The 17,457-nt window shown below is 42.2% G+C and carries 17 protein-coding genes; 5 read left to right on the top strand and 12 right to left on the bottom strand.

The genetic code is table 11. From position 1 onward, the window contains the following. Positions 1-21: 21 nt before the first annotated feature. From GVN16_RS06205 to GVN16_RS06190, 4 genes are all read right to left on the bottom strand, one after another. On the bottom strand, positions 22-1,206 hold the full coding sequence (locus GVN16_RS06205; RefSeq protein ID WP_166562979.1) for an endonuclease/exonuclease/phosphatase family protein: 1,185 nt from the start codon (positions 1,204-1,206) through the stop codon (positions 22-24). 31 nt (positions 1,207-1,237) lie between these two features. Next, on the bottom strand, positions 1,238-2,182 hold the full coding sequence (locus GVN16_RS06200) for a hypothetical protein (protein ID WP_166562978.1): 945 nt from the start codon (positions 2,180-2,182) through the stop codon (positions 1,238-1,240). Positions 2,183-2,296: 114 nt separating this feature from the next. Continuing rightward, entirely contained in the window at positions 2,297-3,712 is a 1,416-nt protein-coding gene (locus tag GVN16_RS06195) for a HAMP domain-containing sensor histidine kinase (RefSeq protein ID WP_205748793.1), read from the bottom strand. Next, positions 3,709-4,389, bottom strand: a complete 681-nt coding sequence (locus GVN16_RS06190) for a response regulator transcription factor (RefSeq protein ID WP_166562977.1) — start codon at positions 4,387-4,389, stop codon at positions 3,709-3,711. The genes GVN16_RS06195 and GVN16_RS06190 overlap by 4 nt, the downstream gene beginning before the upstream one ends. 145 nt (positions 4,390-4,534) lie before the next feature. Between GVN16_RS06190 and GVN16_RS06185 the strand changes: the two genes are divergently transcribed. Beyond that, entirely contained in the window at positions 4,535-5,149 is a 615-nt protein-coding gene (locus tag GVN16_RS06185; RefSeq protein ID WP_166562976.1) for a YigZ family protein, read from the top strand. Here the strand turns inward: GVN16_RS06185 and proB are convergent. The 4 genes from proB to asnS all read right to left on the bottom strand — a co-directional run bounded on the left by proB (position 5,146) and on the right by asnS (position 9,346). Next, positions 5,146-6,180, bottom strand: coding sequence for a glutamate 5-kinase (gene proB / locus GVN16_RS06180; RefSeq protein ID WP_166562975.1), 1,035 nt, complete (start codon positions 6,178-6,180; stop codon positions 5,146-5,148). The two genes, GVN16_RS06185 and proB, sit on opposite strands and share 4 nt — an antisense overlap. Before the next feature lies 1 nt (position 6,181). Next, positions 6,182-6,742, bottom strand: a complete 561-nt coding sequence (locus GVN16_RS06175) for a hypothetical protein (protein WP_166562974.1) — start codon at positions 6,740-6,742, stop codon at positions 6,182-6,184. An 11-nt stretch (positions 6,743-6,753) separates the two neighbouring features. Beyond that, positions 6,754-7,842: a complex I subunit 1 family protein gene (locus GVN16_RS06170; protein ID WP_166562973.1), complete on the bottom strand. Its 1,089-nt coding sequence runs from the start codon at positions 7,840-7,842 to the stop codon at positions 6,754-6,756. A gap of 76 nt (positions 7,843-7,918) precedes the next feature. Beyond that, positions 7,919-9,346 carry an asparagine--tRNA ligase gene (gene asnS / locus GVN16_RS06165; protein ID WP_166562972.1) on the bottom strand — a complete coding sequence of 476 codons (1,428 nt, stop codon included), beginning with the start codon at positions 9,344-9,346 and terminating at the stop codon, positions 7,919-7,921. A gap of 237 nt (positions 9,347-9,583) precedes the next feature. Between asnS and GVN16_RS06160 the strand changes: the two genes are divergently transcribed. The 4 genes from GVN16_RS06160 (at position 9,584) to GVN16_RS06145 (ending at position 12,998) form a co-directional block, all read left to right on the top strand. Next, positions 9,584-10,219, top strand: coding sequence for a Crp/Fnr family transcriptional regulator (locus GVN16_RS06160; protein WP_166562971.1), 636 nt, complete (start codon positions 9,584-9,586; stop codon positions 10,217-10,219). A 220-nt stretch (positions 10,220-10,439) separates the two neighbouring features. After that, positions 10,440-11,141 (top strand): hypothetical protein, encoded by a 702-nt coding sequence (locus tag GVN16_RS06155; RefSeq protein ID WP_166562970.1) that lies wholly within the window; start codon positions 10,440-10,442, stop codon positions 11,139-11,141. Between the two features lie 456 nt (positions 11,142-11,597). Further along, the gene (locus GVN16_RS06150; protein WP_166562969.1) at positions 11,598-12,200 is read left to right on the top strand and encodes a hypothetical protein; all 603 of its coding nucleotides are present in this window, start codon (positions 11,598-11,600) and stop codon (positions 12,198-12,200) included. 93 nt (positions 12,201-12,293) lie between these two features. Continuing rightward, on the top strand, positions 12,294-12,998 hold the full coding sequence (locus tag GVN16_RS06145) for an SDR family oxidoreductase (RefSeq protein ID WP_166562968.1): 705 nt from the start codon (positions 12,294-12,296) through the stop codon (positions 12,996-12,998). 39 nt (positions 12,999-13,037) lie between these two features. On the opposite strand, the gene pnuC is transcribed toward GVN16_RS06145, so the two are convergent. The 4 genes from pnuC to GVN16_RS06125 all read right to left on the bottom strand — a co-directional run bounded on the left by pnuC (position 13,038) and on the right by GVN16_RS06125 (position 17,396). Beyond that, on the bottom strand, positions 13,038-13,694 hold the full coding sequence (pnuC, locus tag GVN16_RS06140) for a nicotinamide riboside transporter PnuC (protein WP_166562967.1): 657 nt from the start codon (positions 13,692-13,694) through the stop codon (positions 13,038-13,040). Between the two features lie 10 nt (positions 13,695-13,704). Beyond that, positions 13,705-15,261: an amidase gene (locus GVN16_RS06135; protein WP_166562966.1), complete on the bottom strand. Its 1,557-nt coding sequence runs from the start codon at positions 15,259-15,261 to the stop codon at positions 13,705-13,707. Between the two features lie 88 nt (positions 15,262-15,349). Next, on the bottom strand, positions 15,350-16,798 hold the full coding sequence (locus GVN16_RS06130) for a hypothetical protein (RefSeq protein WP_166562965.1): 1,449 nt from the start codon (positions 16,796-16,798) through the stop codon (positions 15,350-15,352). Position 16,799: 1 nt separating this feature from the next. Then, positions 16,800-17,396, bottom strand: a complete 597-nt coding sequence (locus GVN16_RS06125) for an RNA polymerase sigma factor (RefSeq protein WP_166562964.1) — start codon at positions 17,394-17,396, stop codon at positions 16,800-16,802. Between the last annotated feature and the right edge of the window lie 61 nt (positions 17,397-17,457).

Genomic DNA, 17,457 nt, shown 5'->3' with positions numbered 1-17,457 from the left:
AATATTTTAATGATTGAAGTTTTAAAGATTGATAGGGAAGATAGACCTCGATTTCTGCTGGGAAAGCAGGTTCTTCGGAGAATCGATGGACTTTTTCAGGGTGTACTCGCCGATCACCGGGAAGTGATCGGAAAAAGTGATGTCAGACATGGTTTTGTAGGATTGGATGTACCAGTCGGAACTGAAGAACTGCTGGTCGATCCTGACAAAATACGGATGCCTGTTTAAGGTAAAACCCAGACCCTGTCCGGCTTCTTCAAAGGCGTTTCTGAAGTTCAGTTTAAGTTTTCCGTAGGAATATCCGAAAGGTATTTCATTAAAATCCCCGCAGATGATGACAGGATACCTGCTGCCGGCCACAAAGGACTCTACCTCCTCAATTTGTTCCTTACGTTTCTCAAATCCCTTTTTCAGACGGTTGAAAGTGTCAAAAATCTCATACGTAAAGGTCTTAAGGTCCGCATTGACAAAGGCCTGGAACGCATTCTCGGTTCTGACACCCATGGACCAAAGGTGTACATTGACCACACGGACGGTATCACAGCCGTAGGCAATATCAGCACAAAGGTAGCCATTGATATTAGGTTGTCCCTGGCGGTCCCATATTTTGCTGTACTCCTTGACTATGGGATACTGAGAAAACAGGGCCAGTCCGATGGCCCTGTCGTGATCGAAATCGGTTAAATTTACTGTTTTGGATTGGTATTGTTTTTCTATCTCTTCGTTGTGCGAATACTCCTGGAAACAGGCTATGTCGGATCTTAACGAAGCGAAGTCAATTTTTTTATTATGGTCAGGTTCCTGGAAACACTCCCCGTTAAAACTCAGTACCCTGAGAGAGGGGGCATCAGGAGCGTCAATTTTGCCGCTTCCCACAAGTCTTTGAACAACAGGCAGGGTAAACAATACCCAGATGATCCCTGCGGTAGCAAATACTTTCTGTTTTTTGAAGAACAGATAACAACTGGCAATAAATCCCGATAATATCGCAAGTGGCAGACTCATCATGATGAATCCCGTAAGCCAGTGGTCAAAAACCGGGTAATAACAGAACGCCATGGATAAAAACAAGTAAATAAGGGCAGCATAAGACCGCGGGAATTTGCTGAATTCATTCAGGACGATTTTACCATAGAACGAGATAAAATCTATAAATAAATGCAATACCTCAAGGGCTATTTTCTGTATTATATTCAATGTTTTCATGACGCTTCCAGCTGTTTAATTCCTTCCGGAATCAGTTGACAACAAACTGGCCATTACCAATCTTGAAGCCTTCTGTATATAATTCAACGCTATATTTGCCTGGCTGGTATGCATTACCCTTACCATAAATAATATCAACCTTCTGATCGTTGTTCTCAAACGGGACAATCTGATGAGTGCTGTAGCCCAATTCTCTACCTTCAAACCAGAAGGTGCCGGGCCTTGCAGCTTCATTCACTACCCCGCCATTTGAGTCAATGATCCTGACGTAGATATCTTTGTTATTTCGAGCTGCCAGAGGATTGGAAGGGAGCATAAAGCTGACTTTGAGGCGATAAATTCTGGAAGCCCTGTAGGCTCCCCCGTCCCGTTCCCTGCCTTTAGATGATAAGGCGGTAACCTGGACATTTATGGCTTTCATGGCAGCTGCTAAATTTACCTTTCTTCTCAGATCTTCGTTTTGAGCAGAGTACTCAGCTACTGCACTTCTCAAAGTTTCTTTTTCAAATCTGAGTCCTGTATTTTCATCCACTATTTCCTGTTTCTCGGCCTTCAAAGCTTCATTCAAAACCAGCAAACGGTCGTATTCTTCTTTGAGTTTCGAAATGTCCTTGTCTTTCAGTGTCAGAAATTTTTCGTATTCCCTGATCTTGATACTGTATTTCTTCACTGAAAAACTAAGGTCTGACTTCAGTTTCGCTTTATCGCTTTCCACACTTTTTTTGATGGTTTGCAATTCGGCGATATTTCCGCCAAGCTGAATAATTTCAGCCATTTTATTATCAAGTGTGTGGATTATAGAGTCGAGTTTTATTTGTGTGGATGATAGCTCTTCGACCTTTGTAGTTAATGATTTCTGAAGCTCGAACGTCTCATTTCGTGCTCCCATGAACAAGTACCCCAGCAAGGTCACCACTCCGATCATGATCCCGGAAGTGATCTTGAAAAGTCCTTGTTTATTATTTTTATTCTCCATGACTGCCAGCTATTAAGTACAAACTAATGAAAACGATATTAAACAGACATTAATCTGACTTTAAATTTACCTTAAAATTCAGAAAATGCATTTTATTGATTGATAATGAGTTAGTTATATTTTTATTGTGGGTGCTTCTACCGCTACTGGCGGCTTGCGGACCGGAAACTTCAGGGTAAAAGTCGTCCCTTTGGCTGTTGAGTCCACAATGATTTCTCCCTGATGTACTTTGGTAATGTGCAGCACGATCGCCAGACCGACTCCGTGGCCTTTGTTGGCATCAGCTGTTGCACGGCTCCTGTAAAAAGGCTGAAAAATGTGTTTAAGGTCTTCGACAGGTATTTCAGGGCCTTCATTAAACACAGATATAACAATCTGATCCGTTTTTACAGAAAATTCAACAATGGCCGTATTGTTACTGGAGAATTTACAGGCATTTTCAATCAGATTCATCAGGACTACTTTAAGAGAAGCTTCATTGCCATGAAGAAGTAAAGTATTTTCGTCTTCCGGAAAATCATTGAAAATCAACTGGATTTTATAACCTTCATGCCATTTCTGGACCTGAGACCTGGCCTCCCAAAGCAGCTCGTCAATCCTGACCGGGGCAAACTTCAGGGTATCTGAATTAATGACTGTCTGAGCCAGGTCGAGTAAAGTATTTGTAAGCTGGATAAGCGTTTTGGTATCGTCTTTCAACGAAGCCAGGTTGCCTTCATATTCTTCCGGACTGCGTCTTTTCAGAAGCGTCAGGTCGATCTGGGCATAGATTTTAGTCAACGGGTTTTTGAGCTCATGAGAAACATTGGCAATAAACATTTTCTGGGTCACCAGGGCCTGTTCCACCCTTTCCAGCATTTCATTGAAGGTCCGTACCAAAGCACCGATCTCATCTTGCTGATTCGGATATTTCAGTCGTTTTTTGGTGTTATTCGGAAAGATGGAATTGACCTGTGTAATAATATCCGCAATAGGAGAGATGGCCCTGTCGGCAAACAACCAACCCAGAATGGCCAGGAGCAAAGCCCCGGCGATGACCATGACGATCAGGATTTTCCTCAGATCTTCGAGGGCTTCTATGCCGTTGATGTCGATTGCACTGACGATCACCCAATTGCTTTGTTTACCCCTTTTCAGGCGTATGCCAAGGATCTGGTACTCACCAATGGTTCTGAATACTGATTCCTGGTCAGGTTTAAAGCCCTGGATAAACCGCTGATGAAAATCGGAGCCGGGGTTATTCGTAGAAAAGATGATCTGTTTGGAGTTTTCATTGTAGATTGAAATGGCTTCGTCAATCAGCAGTTCTTTACTGGGCACATCTACCAGTTTCAAAACCGTGGTATCGGGAGCCTTAAGGTCAAACAGCAATGTCGTAGTAGTAATCGCACGGTCCTGAAGTCGCTTATAGAACCTCTTTTCGAGGTAAAGCTTACTGAAAAAGTAGACCCCTGCCGAGAAAAATAACAGAATAGCTGTCACCAGCAGAATAAACTGGTAAGTAAGTCGCGTTCTTATACTACTTATCATGATGGAATTTTTAAGACATACCCCAGGCCGATCTGGGTATGAAGTAATTTTTGATCAAAATCTCTGTCAATTTTTTTCCTGAGAAAATTAACGTACACTTCTATGACATTAGTGCCCGTGTCAAAAGTGACGTCCCAGATTTTTTCAGCCAGCTCAGCTTTTGAGATAACCCGGGTCTGGTTTCTCATAAAATATTCAAGCAAACCGAATTCCTTCGCTGTCAGGGTAATTTCCTTGTCGCCCCTGCTTACCGACTTGGTGTCAAGATTAAGCTCGAGGTCAGCTATTTTAAGGGTGTTTTCCGTTTGCAAAGAGCCTGTATTCCGGCGTGTTAAAGCCCTGACGCGTGCCATTAATTCCCTGAATTCAAATGGTTTGGCCAGGTAATCATCTGCTCCGGCGTCAAGTCCCGTAATTTTATCATCTGTAGTCCCCAATGCAGTCAAAAGCAGTATAGGCGTGATTACACCTGTTTCTCTGAGCTGTTTACAGAGATCCAGGCCGCTGATGCCGGGTAAGATAATGTCTGAAATAATAAGAATGTAAGCATTCCTTGTAGCCAGCTGATAACCCATATTACCGTCATAGGCTACATCAACATCCCAGCCTTGTTCTTCTAATCCTTGCCTGATTAACTGAACAGTTCTCGCTTCATCTTCTATTACCAATATTTTCATGGAGTTCTCTTCTGTGACTTCAAAATTAGAAAAATATATTTAAACATAGACCTTTATTAACGTTTATGGTACATAAATCCGGAATAATGACGGTACAATCTTAAAATTTGCCGATTAATCACATTATACTTTTAAATTTGCAGCTATGCCGGACGATGATATTTATTTTACCATAAACGGGAAATACGAAGGTTTGTTTAAAGACAAGGGAAGTAAATTTATGGCCTGTGTTTTCCCGTTTGAAGACGAAACCAAACTAAAGGACCTCATTGAAGAGACTAAATCGCTGTATCCCAAGGCGAGGCATTATTGTTATGCCTATCAGATCGGGGTTTCAGGAGACCATTATCGGGCTAATGATGACGGAGAACCGTCGGGCTCAGCAGGGAAGCCGATTCTGAACGTAATATTATCTAAAAAGCTTACGAATGTGCTGATTGTCGTGGCCCGTTATTTCGGGGGAACATTGCTCGGCGTACCGGGATTGATCAATGCTTATAAATCAGCCAGCCTGATCGCTCTGGAAGACGCGGACATTATTACCAGATATGTCAGAGAGGTATATCTTTTCAGGTTTACTTTCGAAAAGATGAACGAAATCATGAGGGTCGTTAAGGAAAACGAACTGAAGGTACTCAGCCAGACTTATGATGATTTATGCGGCCTTGAGGTGGAAATAAGGCAAAGCATGGTTTCTAAAGTGCTGGCCAGAATAGAGGATATCCGGGAAATAGAAGCCGGATATCTCCGGACCATTTAAAGCATCACAATGTCATCGGCATGAGCCACCACGAGGTTTTGTGTTTTCGGATTGTCTTTGAGGGCTTCTGACGACTCTCTGACCCTGGCTACGGCAATGACCTGGAGCTTGTCGTCTAAAAGTTCGACTACTTCTCCTTTACCAAAATCACCTTCCAGGCTTTTAATGCCCACAGCCAGGAGGCTCTTCCGGGATAATATGGCCTTTGAAGCCCCGCTGTCGAGCATGAGTTTACCTACAGACAGGCCACCACTGGCCAGCCATTTGTTCCTCGCCGAAAGTTTGACGGTTTCAGGGAGGAACGTGCTTCCTGAATTCTGACTTAAGGCCTCCGGGATGCCCTGAGGTTTAGCCATACCGAATATGATCACCTTGATGCCCATTTTAGTGGCCAGTTTGGTGAATGTCAGCTTGGACGCCATCCCACCCAGTCCGAGTGATGATTTGGAAGAATCTACCAATCCGATGATGTCTTCGCTAATGCTTTTGATTTCAGGCACTACCTTCTTTTCTTTGTCCAGTAAACCACCGGCTACTGTGCAGATCATCAGGACAGAGGCCCCGAATCCCCCGGCAATTAAGGTAGCGAGCTCGTCGTTGTCCGAAAACCGGAGTTCCCTGTTACTGACCACGTCATTTTCGTTGGCTATAGGGATGATGTTGTTTTTCCACAATTCCTGGTAAGTTTCTTTCAGTTGGAGGAATTGCCCCCTGTTGGCAAAGTGTTGCCTCTCACACAGACTTTGAGCCACCTGGGTGCCGAATTTGGCAAAATGCTGTGAATACATGCTCAGCAACAAGGGGTTGCCGATAGCCGCTGCCGCTTTACGCTGACTTATCTCGCCCTCGTAGTTTTTGATAAAATGCTTTCCTGCTCCCACAGCTCCCGAAGAAACGATGACAATTCGGTTCTTTTTAGCCAGTTCGGCCACCTGCTCTGCGATATCCGCAATGATATTCTGGTCCGGTTCACCGTTTGGTTTGGTGATAGACGCCGTTCCGAACTTTATGACAATAAGGTCTTTTTTCATTTCAAAAATGTTTCGGTATATTGAATTGTCTGGCATACAACCCGGTAATGCCCTGATACAGATATTCAGAGAGTTCTTCCAGGTCGTTATTGAATTCAATCCTGTAATCTTCGTGTAACTTTTCGATATTTGACAACACAGTTACCATCTTTTTGACCAGGTACAGGGCCATTTTTTCATTGTATCTGGAGAACTGATTCTGAATCAGTAGTTTGGGTTGTTTCCTGAAAAACGAAACCAGCATGAAGATGGTCAATTCCACTTCCCCGTATTTATCAGAAGTTACCTTTTTGTGATAAGCGATTTCCGTATTAAGGGATTTGATGGCATTGAATATTTCCTGGTTGTGAAAAAACGGTGTTTCTGAGATCATCTCTACTTTAGCCGCCACCGCATTTCTTCTTTCTTTCAGGTCAAAAGCCTCATCTTCGAGCAGCTTATAAGTGAGCTGATCTACCAGCAATTGTTTTTTACTGATAAGCCTGAGCAGGAGTTTGTCTTTTTCCTTGACGGCAAGGCCCAGGATTTCTTTTTCCAGTTCTTTTGAGATGTTTTTAGGCATAGTTCAATGGATTAAAGAACCATCAGGATTCTCCATATTGCAGAAATCACTACTAAAACCAGTGCGATCGGTGTCAGCACTTTCCAGCAAAGGTACATCAGCTGGTCGATACGTAGGCGGGGTAATGTCCATCTGACCCACATCTGGATCAAAACACCCAGGTAAGCTTTGGAGAATATCCAGAAAGCTCCCCACAAATGAGCCGGCCAGGTGCCGGGATCGCCGGAAGTCCAGTAGGCCAGTTTTATGGGGCCGATGTTAGGCAGCGGGGAGTTCCAGCTGCCCAGGAAAAGCACCGCCCCTAAAAATGAAACGAGGAGCATCATGCCATATTCTGCCAGGAAGAGAATGGCCCATCTGAAACCCGAATACTCGGTATGAAAACCGGCAATAAGCTCAGATTCGGCTTCCGGAAGGTCAAAAGGAGCCCTGTTGGCTTCAGCCAGCGTGGCTATAAAAAAGATGACATAGGCAATCAGCAGAAACGGGCTTCTGAAAATATTCCAGGTCAGAAATCCCCCTACTTCCGTTGTTTCTATGTCCAGGGCTTTAATTCCGAAAAGATAATTGGCATCAGCCGAGAAAATACCCTGCTGAAAACTGATTTCCTGAAGGTCAAGTGACTGGGATATCAGCACCACGCAAAGAATACACAGACCAAGCGGTACTTCGTAAGAGATGATCTGGGCCACAGAACGCATGGCACCGATGAGTGAGTATTTGTTGTTGGATGACCAGCCGGCCATCAGAATCCCGATAATATCCAGGGAAATGACAGACATCAGTAAAAATGCCCCGGTTTCGAGATGTGCCCCCTGCATGTCTGAACTGATAGGAATCAGGGCATATCCTGCAAAGATGGCTGCAAAAATCAGGTAAGGTGCAAATTTGAATAATTTACGGTCAACTGCCGAAGGAATGATGTCTTCTTTCTGGAGTAATTTGATAAGATCGGCGAACAACTGCAGCAAACCCCATTTTCCTACTTCCATCGGGCCAAGCCTGTCTTGTATAAAAGCAGATACCTTCCGTTCTAGGTAAACGCTTACAATGACATTGGCACTGACTACTGCAAGAAATATGAGTAAGGGAAGAAACATTCAGCCGTTTATATTGATGGTTCATTAAAAGTTCTCCTGTTTCGGGAGAACTTTTAATGAGATATAGCATTTTAAATCAGAATTCCGCGTTTTTCGGAGTTCTCGGGAAAGGTATCACATCCCTGATGTTACCCATTCCGGTCACAAACAAGACCAGCCTTTCAAATCCAAGTCCGAAACCTGCGTGCGGGGCTGAACCGAATTTACGGGTGTCAAGGTACCACCAGATGTTTTCAGGATCAATACCTACTTCTTTGACACGGGTCACGAGTTTTTCATAATCATCTTCCCTTTGCGAGCCGCCGATAATTTCTCCGATGCCAGGGAACAACACGTCCATGGCTCTGACCGTTTTTCCGTCTTCGTCCTGCTTCATATAGAAAGCCTTGATTTCCTTTGGATAGTTGGTCAGGATAACCGGTTTTTTAAAGTGTTTCTCCACCAGGTATCTTTCATGTTCCGATTGCAGGTCAATGCCCCATTTTACCGGAAACTGGAATTGTTTCTTCTGATTAGCCTTTGATTTGAGTAAAATATCAATGGCTTCGGTATAAGTCAGTCTTTCGAAACTGTTTTCAACCACAAAACGCAGTTTTTCGAGCAGCGATAACTCTGAACGCTCGTTCTGAGGCTTGCTTTTTTCTTCTTCCAGAAGTCTTTTTTCAAGGAAGTTCAGGTCATCTACGCAATTCTCAAGGGCATAGTTAATAACATATTTGACGAAATCTTCCGCCAGGTTCATGTTGTCTTCCAGTTCATAGAAAGCCACCTCCGGCTCGATCATCCAGAATTCGGCCAGGTGACGGGTCGTATTCGAGTTTTCAGCCCTGAAAGTTGGTCCGAACGTATAGATTTTTGACAAAGCCATAGCTCCGAGTTCTCCTTCCAGTTGTCCTGAAACAGTCAGGGAAGTTTCTCTGCCAAAGAAGTCCTGGCTGAAATCCACCTCACCCGCTTCGTTTTTCGGAGCTTTGTTGGGTTCGAAGGTACTCACTCTGAACATTTCACCTGCTCCCTCAGCATCAGAAGCCGTGATGATCGGAGTATGCAGATAGAAGAATCCGTTATCATTGTAATATTTATGTACAGCAAATGCCAGGGCGTGTCTGATCCTGAAAATCGCACCGAATGTATTGGTACGGAATCTCAGGTGGGCTTTTTCACGAAGGAACTCCATGCTGTGCTTTTTCGGCTGCATAGGGAAAGTCTCGTCGGCTGTACCGTATATCTCAATGGAATCGGCAATCACCTCAACGGCCTGACCTGATCCTGCGGAAGCTACAAGGGCACCTTTTATGGCCACACATGCTCCTGTAGTTACTTTTTTAAGTATTTCCTGGTCAATTTTACCTTCTTCTGCTACAGCCTGAATATTATTTATCGTAGAGCCATCATTGATATTAATGAAGGCAATGGTTGCCTGTCCTCTTTTTGTTCTTACCCATCCTTTGATGGTAACTTGTTGTCCCTCAGGTTTTTGTTCCAGTAATTCTTTGATCTGCATAAAATAATACTCGCTTTAATTTCAATATTTTTCCCTTCCTGATTTTTCAAAAAAGAGAATTCTGCAAAATTATAGATTTTCAGGGGTTTATGCTATTATAATTTGGGTATGTGTTCTTTTTTTTAACGCCGGTATCTTGATAGTTCATCTAAAACTTGTTGAAGAATAAAAAGTTTGAAATTTTTTAGAAAAATTATAATTTGCAGCGATTTAAATCCAAAACTATTGATAGACAAAATGAATCCGAAATCTGCATATCTTGAAACCCTTTCTTTGTTTACTAGTTTCAATGAAGTTGAATTAGACCTTATAAAAAGGTGCCTGGAAGTAAAGAAATATTCTAAGGGTGAATTTTTACTTAAAGAAGGAGAATATTCAGAACATATTATTTTTATTACAACCGGGCTCTTAAGAGAATATTATCATCTTTCTCAAAATGACTCTGATACTTCATTTCACCTTGCAGACGGCAATAACACTTATGAAGATAATGCCTGCACTTCATGGATCATGGGCGAGGGTAACTTTGTTTATAATGTCAGAAGTTTTCTGGAAGATAGGCCTTCGAAGTGTTATATCTTAGCAGAAGAAGACTCAACGGTTGTAATCATTTCAAAAGCAGACCTAACATATTTACTGGAGACTATTCCTAAAATGGAAAGAATAGTTAGAATGCTGCAGGAGAGAGGTCTTATGGAATATGAACGCCGACTTGAACTTTTAAGAGAGAAAGATACATTGCTGAGATATCAGAAGTTTATAGAAGCATATCCAAATCTTCAGAACCGCATTTCGCTTAAGAAAATCGCCACCTACCTGAATATCAGCCCAAGGCATTTGAGTAGAATCAGGAGCCAGCCTGTGAGAAAGTAATAGTTGAAAGAGTTGAGATCTATTACTTTAAATAATAAGGAATTCTTGTAGTTACATATATGGACAATTGTCTATATATGGGGTCATTCAAATGGACAATCGTCTATTTATAATATCACAAAGTATTTTGACTTTTGCAAAGTATAAAGCCTCCGTCAAATCTTGGCGGACCGTCGGAGGCTTTAATGTTCAATTTATAACAATTAAACGGTGTAAATTTATGAAAAATGTCAGAATTAGTCTATTAATGTTCTCATGTTTGATTTTTTTTATTTTGGGTTGTTCTGGAGAGAGAAAAGAATTGAAACCTTCTGAAGTTCAACAGTCGAAGAAAATAACAATCTTGGAAACCAGTAATGTTTCAGAGAACGACGAGGTATTTGTCAATTTTAAAAATTCAGAGTCATTTCAAATTTTAAAATCAAATATTCCCAATTTGGAATTTAATAAAATACAAAAAATTGCATTTAGTGATACCTCTGTAAGATTTCTAATAATAGCTTTACCAGAAAGTGGCCCATATAAAAGAGAATTGGTGGTTGCTTATAAATCCAGCACGCCTGACTTAGTTACATCATTTATTAGAGAAAGTTCAGTTACTGGTTCTGAAATTGATGGGAAACTTTCCTTTAATGGTGATATTAACTTTTACAATGCAGATTATTCCAGGCTAAATGAAGTAACTCTTACCAATAATAAAATTACAAAATTTAAGAAGTTTACATCTGATTTAAGGTTTTCTTTAAGCAATGCTCGCCCGGCGTCGTCTCAGGCGTGTACCTGGCAATGCGTAGGAAATGACTTTAACTGTGAGTATCAATTAGCTAAAGCCACATGTGAGTCAGATTGGCAATGCGACATTGCCGGCAATTGGTCTTTGTATCTTGTGGCGGCTATAATTGCCTGTACAGTTTGTGTATAGAATACTTACTACCTTAGATTAATTAGTAGTTGTAAATTTGTACATTTAACTGTTATTATAGAGAATGAAATAGGGTTTGATTTATTAGCAAATAAGTATTCATTTTAAATATCAAAATAATGAAAAAATACACTATTCTTTTCCTAATTGGTTTCGTAATTGCAAGCGTCGGCGTTCTGCTTTTTATCAAGCATGCTTATATAGATTTTGCACGCTACATGATGATATTTGGAGTAGTTTTTGAAATTGCTTCCGTGGGTTTATTCCTTTTTAATAGGAAACACTTTTCTTCTTAGAAATTCCGGTTTTTTTAATTCCGGGAAACAAAACTCAAAGTCTTAATCGGAGCATTTAAACCGGTTGAGACTTTTGGTGTTTGTAAGTAAAATTTTAATGTGTCAATTTCCAATGAGACTTACTCCAGTATTTTAAACACAGAATTTCCGTAATTTCCTTATGAACAAACTCTCTTTACTCGTCTTATTGTTTTCATTAAGGGCTGCACAGGTCTCAGCCCAGGAAAAAAAGAACATCATCGGCCTGTCTGCCGGGAAAACATTCTTCGGGTCAGGAGACATCTGGGGAGCCAATGCCACAGCAACGTATGAGCGGAAACTCTGGAAAAAGCTCTGGTTTCAGACCAGGTTGAGCCTGGCCCAAGGGAATAATTTTATCGAAAGCAATGTTCCGGATAATCCATACCCTATATTTTACAATGCCAATCATTCTCAGAAGTTCAATCTTGGGGTGTTGGTAAATCTGTTCGAAATCAGAAAACACAGTCTGGGACTAAGTGTGAATGGGGTCAGTCTGAAAACGGCCAAGTTCAGATCAGGCAGTTACTTCAGAAACCCTGATCCTAATGCCCCGAAAGAATTCCAATACTTCTTTACGCGGCCCACTTACAGGAAAGATCTTACCATGGGAGGCAGTATTGGAATCGATTATAAATACAAGATAAAAAACAATCTCCTGGCAGGTTTCCACGTCGATTATCAGCTGTTTATCAGGGGAGACGTGGAAGAAAATATAAACCTGGGGCTTTATTATGCTTTTTAGGAATGCAGATTTTATCTGTGACATGCAGATTTTTGGAATTCTATCCGGGATAAAATGTTTTACAGTTTAAAGACCATAAAAGATCAACAGCTCATGACAACAAAAGTAGCATTCATTACCGGAGGTTCTAAAGGAATCGGACTGGGTATCGCAGAAGTATTGATCAGGGAAGGCATCAACGTGGCCATTACCAGCCGCTCTTCTGTGGCCGCCGAACTGGCCGCAGCCCAATTAAACCAGATCAAAGAAGGCTTTGCCTTGGGACTGGCTTCAGATGTGAAAGACTTTGCTTCACAGCAGCATGCTGTAGATACTGTGATAAAGCACTGGGGCAGGATAGACTATTTCATTGCCAACGCCGGTGTAGGCCATCTGGTGCCGTTTCAGGACCTTACCCTGGAACAGTGGAATGAAACCATTGACATCAATCTTACAGGCGTGTTTTATTCAGCAAAGGCTTCTTTGGAAGCTTTGAAAGCCACCAAAGGGTATTTCATTACCATTGCCAGTCTGGCCGGCACTAACTTTTTTAACAAAGGGACGGCCTATAATGCCAGCAAATTCGGTCTGGTTGGTTTCTCTCAGGCCCTGATGATGGACGTAAGAAATGAAGGCATTAAAGTGACGACCATTATGCCGGGCTCAGTAGCCACATATTTTAACGGACATACACCCTCAGATGCTGATGCCTGGAAAATACAGCCGGAAGATATCGGCCAGATCGTTTCTGATCTGATCAAAATGCCGGCAAGAACGCTCCCAAGTAAAATTGAAGTCAGGCCTTCGATGCCTAAATAATGACAGGTAGGAATTCTCACCATCAATCGGTGAGAATTCTTACGTTTGTTTCAGATATCTTTTTGTCCATTCCATGGCTCCGAAAGCCGCGATGAAACAGAAGATCAGGTACAAGAGGGAGTATAACTTCACTTCCTTGATATAATACATATAGGTACTGATCACGTCCACCAGTAACCATACCCACCAGGCTTCCACTTTTTTCCGGATCAGCAAAAATGTCGCGAGAATACTCATGATGGTCGTAAATGAATCCATATAAGGAAACGCACTCGGCAGGCTGAACAATTTAGGCATAATAGCATGAAGATTTTTAGAGAATGCTCCCATCAGTATCGTAAAAAGTATCCCTATGACGCCGAGTGTAACGATGTTTTTGGGTGTTAACTTGCTTATCTTTAATTCGTTTTTATGGTTGGCATCAATTTCTTTCGGAAATTTCCAGGCCCAGAAACCGATAAGATTGGTAATCAGAAAAAACACCTGCAGGAACATGTCCGGGTACAGTTGAATCTGGTAAAACATAATGAAAGCCAGGATAACATTCAGGATACCGATGATCCACGACCAGACGTTTTCTCTGGCCGAAAGCCAAACCGCCACAGCCCCTGTTACCGTGGCCCAGAATTCCAGATGACTCATGGAATACCCCATCAAAGTAATGAAGACCTTATTAATATCAAAAAAATCAATCATCGGAAGTGTTTTATTTAAGGAATTGCGGGGCTTTTCTTTTCAGGCTTTTTTGCTCATAGGCGTAGGCGATTTCGATCAGAACGGGTTCTGTCCAGGCTTTGCCAAAAAATGAGATTCCTACAGGTAAGTTGCCGACAAATCCCATCGGTACGGAGATATTTGGATACCCTGCAATGGCTGCGGGAGAGGAGCTGCCGATGGAGAACTTATCGCCGTTTTTCCAGTCGGTTTCCCAGGCCGGGCCGCCGGTAGGAGCAATGATGGCATCCAGGTTATGGGCATTCATCACACTGTCTATACCACCCGATTGTGTGCCTTTTAACATGTTTTCTAAGGCTGACAAGTATTTTGGAGAACTGAGGTCTTCTTTTGCCTCTGCCAGTTCAAGCAGTTGCTGGTCGAAAATTTTGGTTTCCACAGAATCGGTCTTGTTGAATGCAATCAACTCTTTCAGACTTTTTACAGGGGCCTTATCACCCAGTGAGGCAAAGTATTTATTAAGGCCGTCCTTAAACTCATAAAGCAGGACCTGGAAAGAAGAACCATTCGTGTTTTTTACCTGCGTCATTTTATCAATCTCAACGAAGATAGCCCCTTGTTTTTTCATTTGTTCTATCGCCTGGAAAAACAGCGTGTCCACTTCCGCCAGTTTGCCGAGAGGGCCCTTATAAATGCCGATTCTCTTGTTTTTTAATCCGTCCGATTTGAGGTATGGTGTATAATCCTTCAAGCCGTTTTTATCGCTTAAAGCGGTCTTTGAATCTTCCTTATCTGTTCCGGTCAGTGAACCCAGCATAACAGCCGCGTCCTTTACGGTCCGGGTCATCGGCCCGGGTGTATCCTGGGAAAATGAGATAGGGATGATGCCTGAGCGGCTGATTAAACCCACCGTAGGTTTTATACCGACTACACCGTTGGCATTGGCCGGGCAAACGATAGAGCCGTTGGTTTCGGTGCCAATGGCAAGCACACATAAATTGGCTGACACGGCCGCTCCGGATCCTGAACTTGAGCCGCAGGGATTGGTGCTGAGGTCATACGGGTTTTTAGTTTGTCCTAAAACGCCGCTCCATCCGCTGGACGATTTGTCACTTCTGAAATTAGCCCATTCACTCAGGTTGGCTTTGGCAATGATCACTGCTCCGGCCTCTCTCAGTTTTTCCACTACTTTGCTGTCTTTCGGAGCAATGGAGCTCATCAGGGCCCTGGATCCGGCAGTAGTGGGCATTTTGTCATGGGTATCAATATTGTCTTTGATAATGACCGGCACACCATGAAGGGGCCCCCTGGATTTGCCGGCTTTAAGCTCTTTATCCAGCTGATCCGCTATTCTGAGAGCGTCAGGATTAACAACAATGACAGAGTTAAGCTTTGGGCCCTTCTTGTCTATCGCATCTATTCTTTTCAGATAAATGTTGACGACCTGCCTTACAGTATACTTTTTTGATTTATACAGGTTTTGCAGCTGATCTACCGTGATTTCTTCCAGTTCAAAAGACTGAGCCTGACTGATGGAAGAAGACAGGCAAAAACAAACGGCAAAAATAATGCAGTAAAATGTTTTCATATTCTTTGGCTTAAAGCAGTTTAATATTGCAAAATAAGCAAAGAAATTGAATTTAGGAGATAATCGTACCTGATTGTCGCTGGTGAAATCAGAACTTATAATTCAGGCCGTAAGTCAAACCAAACATCTTGGGCTTGAAAGAAAGATGATTCCCTGATTTTAAGCCGGAGTTCAGTGAGTGCTGATAGAATGATCCGAAAACAGCTTCCCAGTTTTTACCTACGGCATAGTTCAGTCTTGCTCCACCAAGTCCGCTTACATTCAGTGACTTGTAAGTTGAATTAGAGGCTGTCAAGGTATTTTTGCCGGAGTTAGCTCCACTTAAAACACTTCTGAGGAAAAGGTCTCCGGATAAACCACCGAGTAATTGCAGGTCCAGTTTTTTCAAAATAGGAATCTGATAGCTCATTTGCATCGGGATGCTCATGTAATCATAGGCCTGATTGCCGTTTTCAGACAAAGAAATGATGGTATTATCGGTATTGACTCTCTGATTCAGATAATTGGCCTGAAAATAAGCCTGGATCTCTCCCGTGTTTTCATTGATGGCATACACATTGGTTTGCAGGCTCGAGTTGGCTCTTAAATACCGGAAACCCGATTCAAGCCCAAGTCTTTTGCTTAGTTTTTTGCCCATGGTTATGCCGATGTTCACTGCTCTCCCGTTCTGAATCTGATTGGTTGGTTGTGAAGAGGGTCTGTTGTTGGGAAGAACAGAAGACGAAGATGCATAATTAAAGGACTCGGACGATACTTTATTGGCAGAACTTACGGCGTCACTACCAAAATTCGAATCTGAATAATTAGGATTAAACGGTGAAACACCGGAATTTAATCCCATCCAGAATCCTTTCCTGCTTTTATTGTCAGAAGCTACAACATCTGTATTTTCAGGGAATTCGTAAGACAGCTTTTCTCTTTTATTGTTAAATCGGTTGCCGTAAGGCTCAAAATCAGCGGCAGCCAGAGTGGTTACATTACCGAATGTAGTTTTTTCAATCTGATCTGAAGCGGCCAGGGTTTTTGATTCATCAATCCATGCCGGCGGTTGAATTGCCGCAACGGTTACAGTCTCTTTTGTGCTGACAACACTGGTGGCTGCAACAGAAATTTTGCTGATAGATACCTCAGGCTTCCGCGAATAGGTGGCCTCAGCCAGGTCGTTTTTCTGCTCCGGTGTTTTTACTTTTTCAGTAACAATAGCTGTATTTTTATCAATAACCTGTGATTCTTTATCTGTATCATTCATTTTTTCTGAAGCTTTGATTTCAGGCTTCAGAGCAACACTTTCAGATCTAACTGTATTCAAACGGCCGTTTTTCTGAAACAGTACGTAGCCTAAGGTAAGCAGAAGCATGGCAGCTATGCCCGAGGCCAGGCCTTTGTTTCTCCAGATCAGGAGAAAAGGCTTTCTTTCTTCTTTTTTGTCCAACTCCTTTTCAATGTTATCCCAACACTGATCAGGCGGAACCATCGAAGCGTCTTTAAACGCCTCTGCCCAATGGTCCTCGAATGTTTTTTTAGGTTTAGACTCCATTTTATAATAAAATATCCTTCCTGTTTTCTTCTAAATTTAAATCTTCCATCGACCTGTCTTCCTTCCTCTTTTCTTTTAATAATTTTTCCATCAGCAATTGTCTCGCCCTGGAATATTGTGATTTGGATGTTCCCTCTGTGATACCCAGCATGTCAGATATCTCATTGTGTTTATAGCCTTCAATCGCAAAAAGGTTGAAAATCATACGGCAACCTTCCGGCAGCTCACCGATCATGGCCAGTAAAGCATCATATTTCAGGTTTTCGAATCCGAAATTCGAATGGGTGATCGTCGTTTCTATCTGCAGATTATCGTCCATTCCAATTTGCCAGTCCGGTTGCTTTTGTAAAGCTTTTAAGGCAGTATTGATCACTATTCTTTTTAACCAGGCTTCAAGCGGACAATCGAACCTGAAATTTTGCAGATTCTTATAAATTTTGACAAAAGAATCCTGTAAAACGTCCTGGGCATTATCTCTGTTTTTCATGTACCTCATCGCTACAGCAAATAGTTTCCCTGAGAACAGTTCATAAAACTGCTTCTGAGCTGCCCGATCCTGACGGATGCAAGCCTCAACTATCTCGGTATGACTCGTCATGTTTTGAAAAGAGTATAATACCGTCAAACGAAAAATGTCTGATGTACTATGTATAAGGGTT

Source organism: Emticicia sp. CRIBPO (genome assembly GCF_009905725.1).
GTDB lineage: Bacteria > Bacteroidota > Bacteroidia > Cytophagales > Spirosomataceae > Leadbetterella.
Note: the sequence above shows the minus strand (reverse complement) of the source record. Positions and strands in the feature narration are given on the sequence as shown.

Excerpts from the sequence above, each read along its gene's own strand:
- GVN16_RS06205 (WP_166562979.1), bottom strand. The coding sequence starts at position 1,206 with ATGAAAACATTGAATATAATACAGAAAATAGCCCTTGAGGTATTGCAT.
- GVN16_RS06175 (WP_166562974.1), bottom strand. The coding sequence starts at position 6,742 with ATGCCTAAAAACATCTCAAAAGAACTGGAAAAAGAAATCCTGGGCCTT.
- GVN16_RS06160 (WP_166562971.1), top strand. The coding sequence starts at position 9,584 with ATGAATCCGAAATCTGCATATCTTGAAACCCTTTCTTTGTTTACTAGT.
- GVN16_RS06135 (WP_166562966.1), bottom strand. The coding sequence starts at position 15,261 with ATGAAAACATTTTACTGCATTATTTTTGCCGTTTGTTTTTGCCTGTCT.
- GVN16_RS06170 (WP_166562973.1), bottom strand. The coding sequence starts at position 7,842 with ATGTTTCTTCCCTTACTCATATTTCTTGCAGTAGTCAGTGCCAATGTC.
- GVN16_RS06200 (WP_166562978.1), bottom strand. The coding sequence starts at position 2,182 with ATGGAGAATAAAAATAATAAACAAGGACTTTTCAAGATCACTTCCGGG.
- GVN16_RS06195 (WP_205748793.1), bottom strand. The coding sequence starts at position 3,712 with ATGATAAGTAGTATAAGAACGCGACTTACTTACCAGTTTATTCTGCTG.
- asnS (WP_166562972.1), bottom strand. The coding sequence starts at position 9,346 with ATGCAGATCAAAGAATTACTGGAACAAAAACCTGAGGGACAACAAGTT.
- GVN16_RS06125 (WP_166562964.1), bottom strand. The coding sequence starts at position 17,396 with ATGACGAGTCATACCGAGATAGTTGAGGCTTGCATCCGTCAGGATCGG.
- pnuC (WP_166562967.1), bottom strand. The coding sequence starts at position 13,694 with ATGATTGATTTTTTTGATATTAATAAGGTCTTCATTACTTTGATGGGG.
- GVN16_RS06150 (WP_166562969.1), top strand. The coding sequence starts at position 11,598 with ATGAACAAACTCTCTTTACTCGTCTTATTGTTTTCATTAAGGGCTGCA.
- GVN16_RS06185 (WP_166562976.1), top strand. The coding sequence starts at position 4,535 with ATGCCGGACGATGATATTTATTTTACCATAAACGGGAAATACGAAGGT.
- GVN16_RS06145 (WP_166562968.1), top strand. The coding sequence starts at position 12,294 with ATGACAACAAAAGTAGCATTCATTACCGGAGGTTCTAAAGGAATCGGA.
- GVN16_RS06190 (WP_166562977.1), bottom strand. The coding sequence starts at position 4,389 with ATGAAAATATTGGTAATAGAAGATGAAGCGAGAACTGTTCAGTTAATC.
- GVN16_RS06130 (WP_166562965.1), bottom strand. The coding sequence starts at position 16,798 with ATGGAGTCTAAACCTAAAAAAACATTCGAGGACCATTGGGCAGAGGCG.
- proB (WP_166562975.1), bottom strand. The coding sequence starts at position 6,180 with ATGAAAAAAGACCTTATTGTCATAAAGTTCGGAACGGCGTCTATCACC.
- GVN16_RS06155 (WP_166562970.1), top strand. The coding sequence starts at position 10,440 with ATGAAAAATGTCAGAATTAGTCTATTAATGTTCTCATGTTTGATTTTT.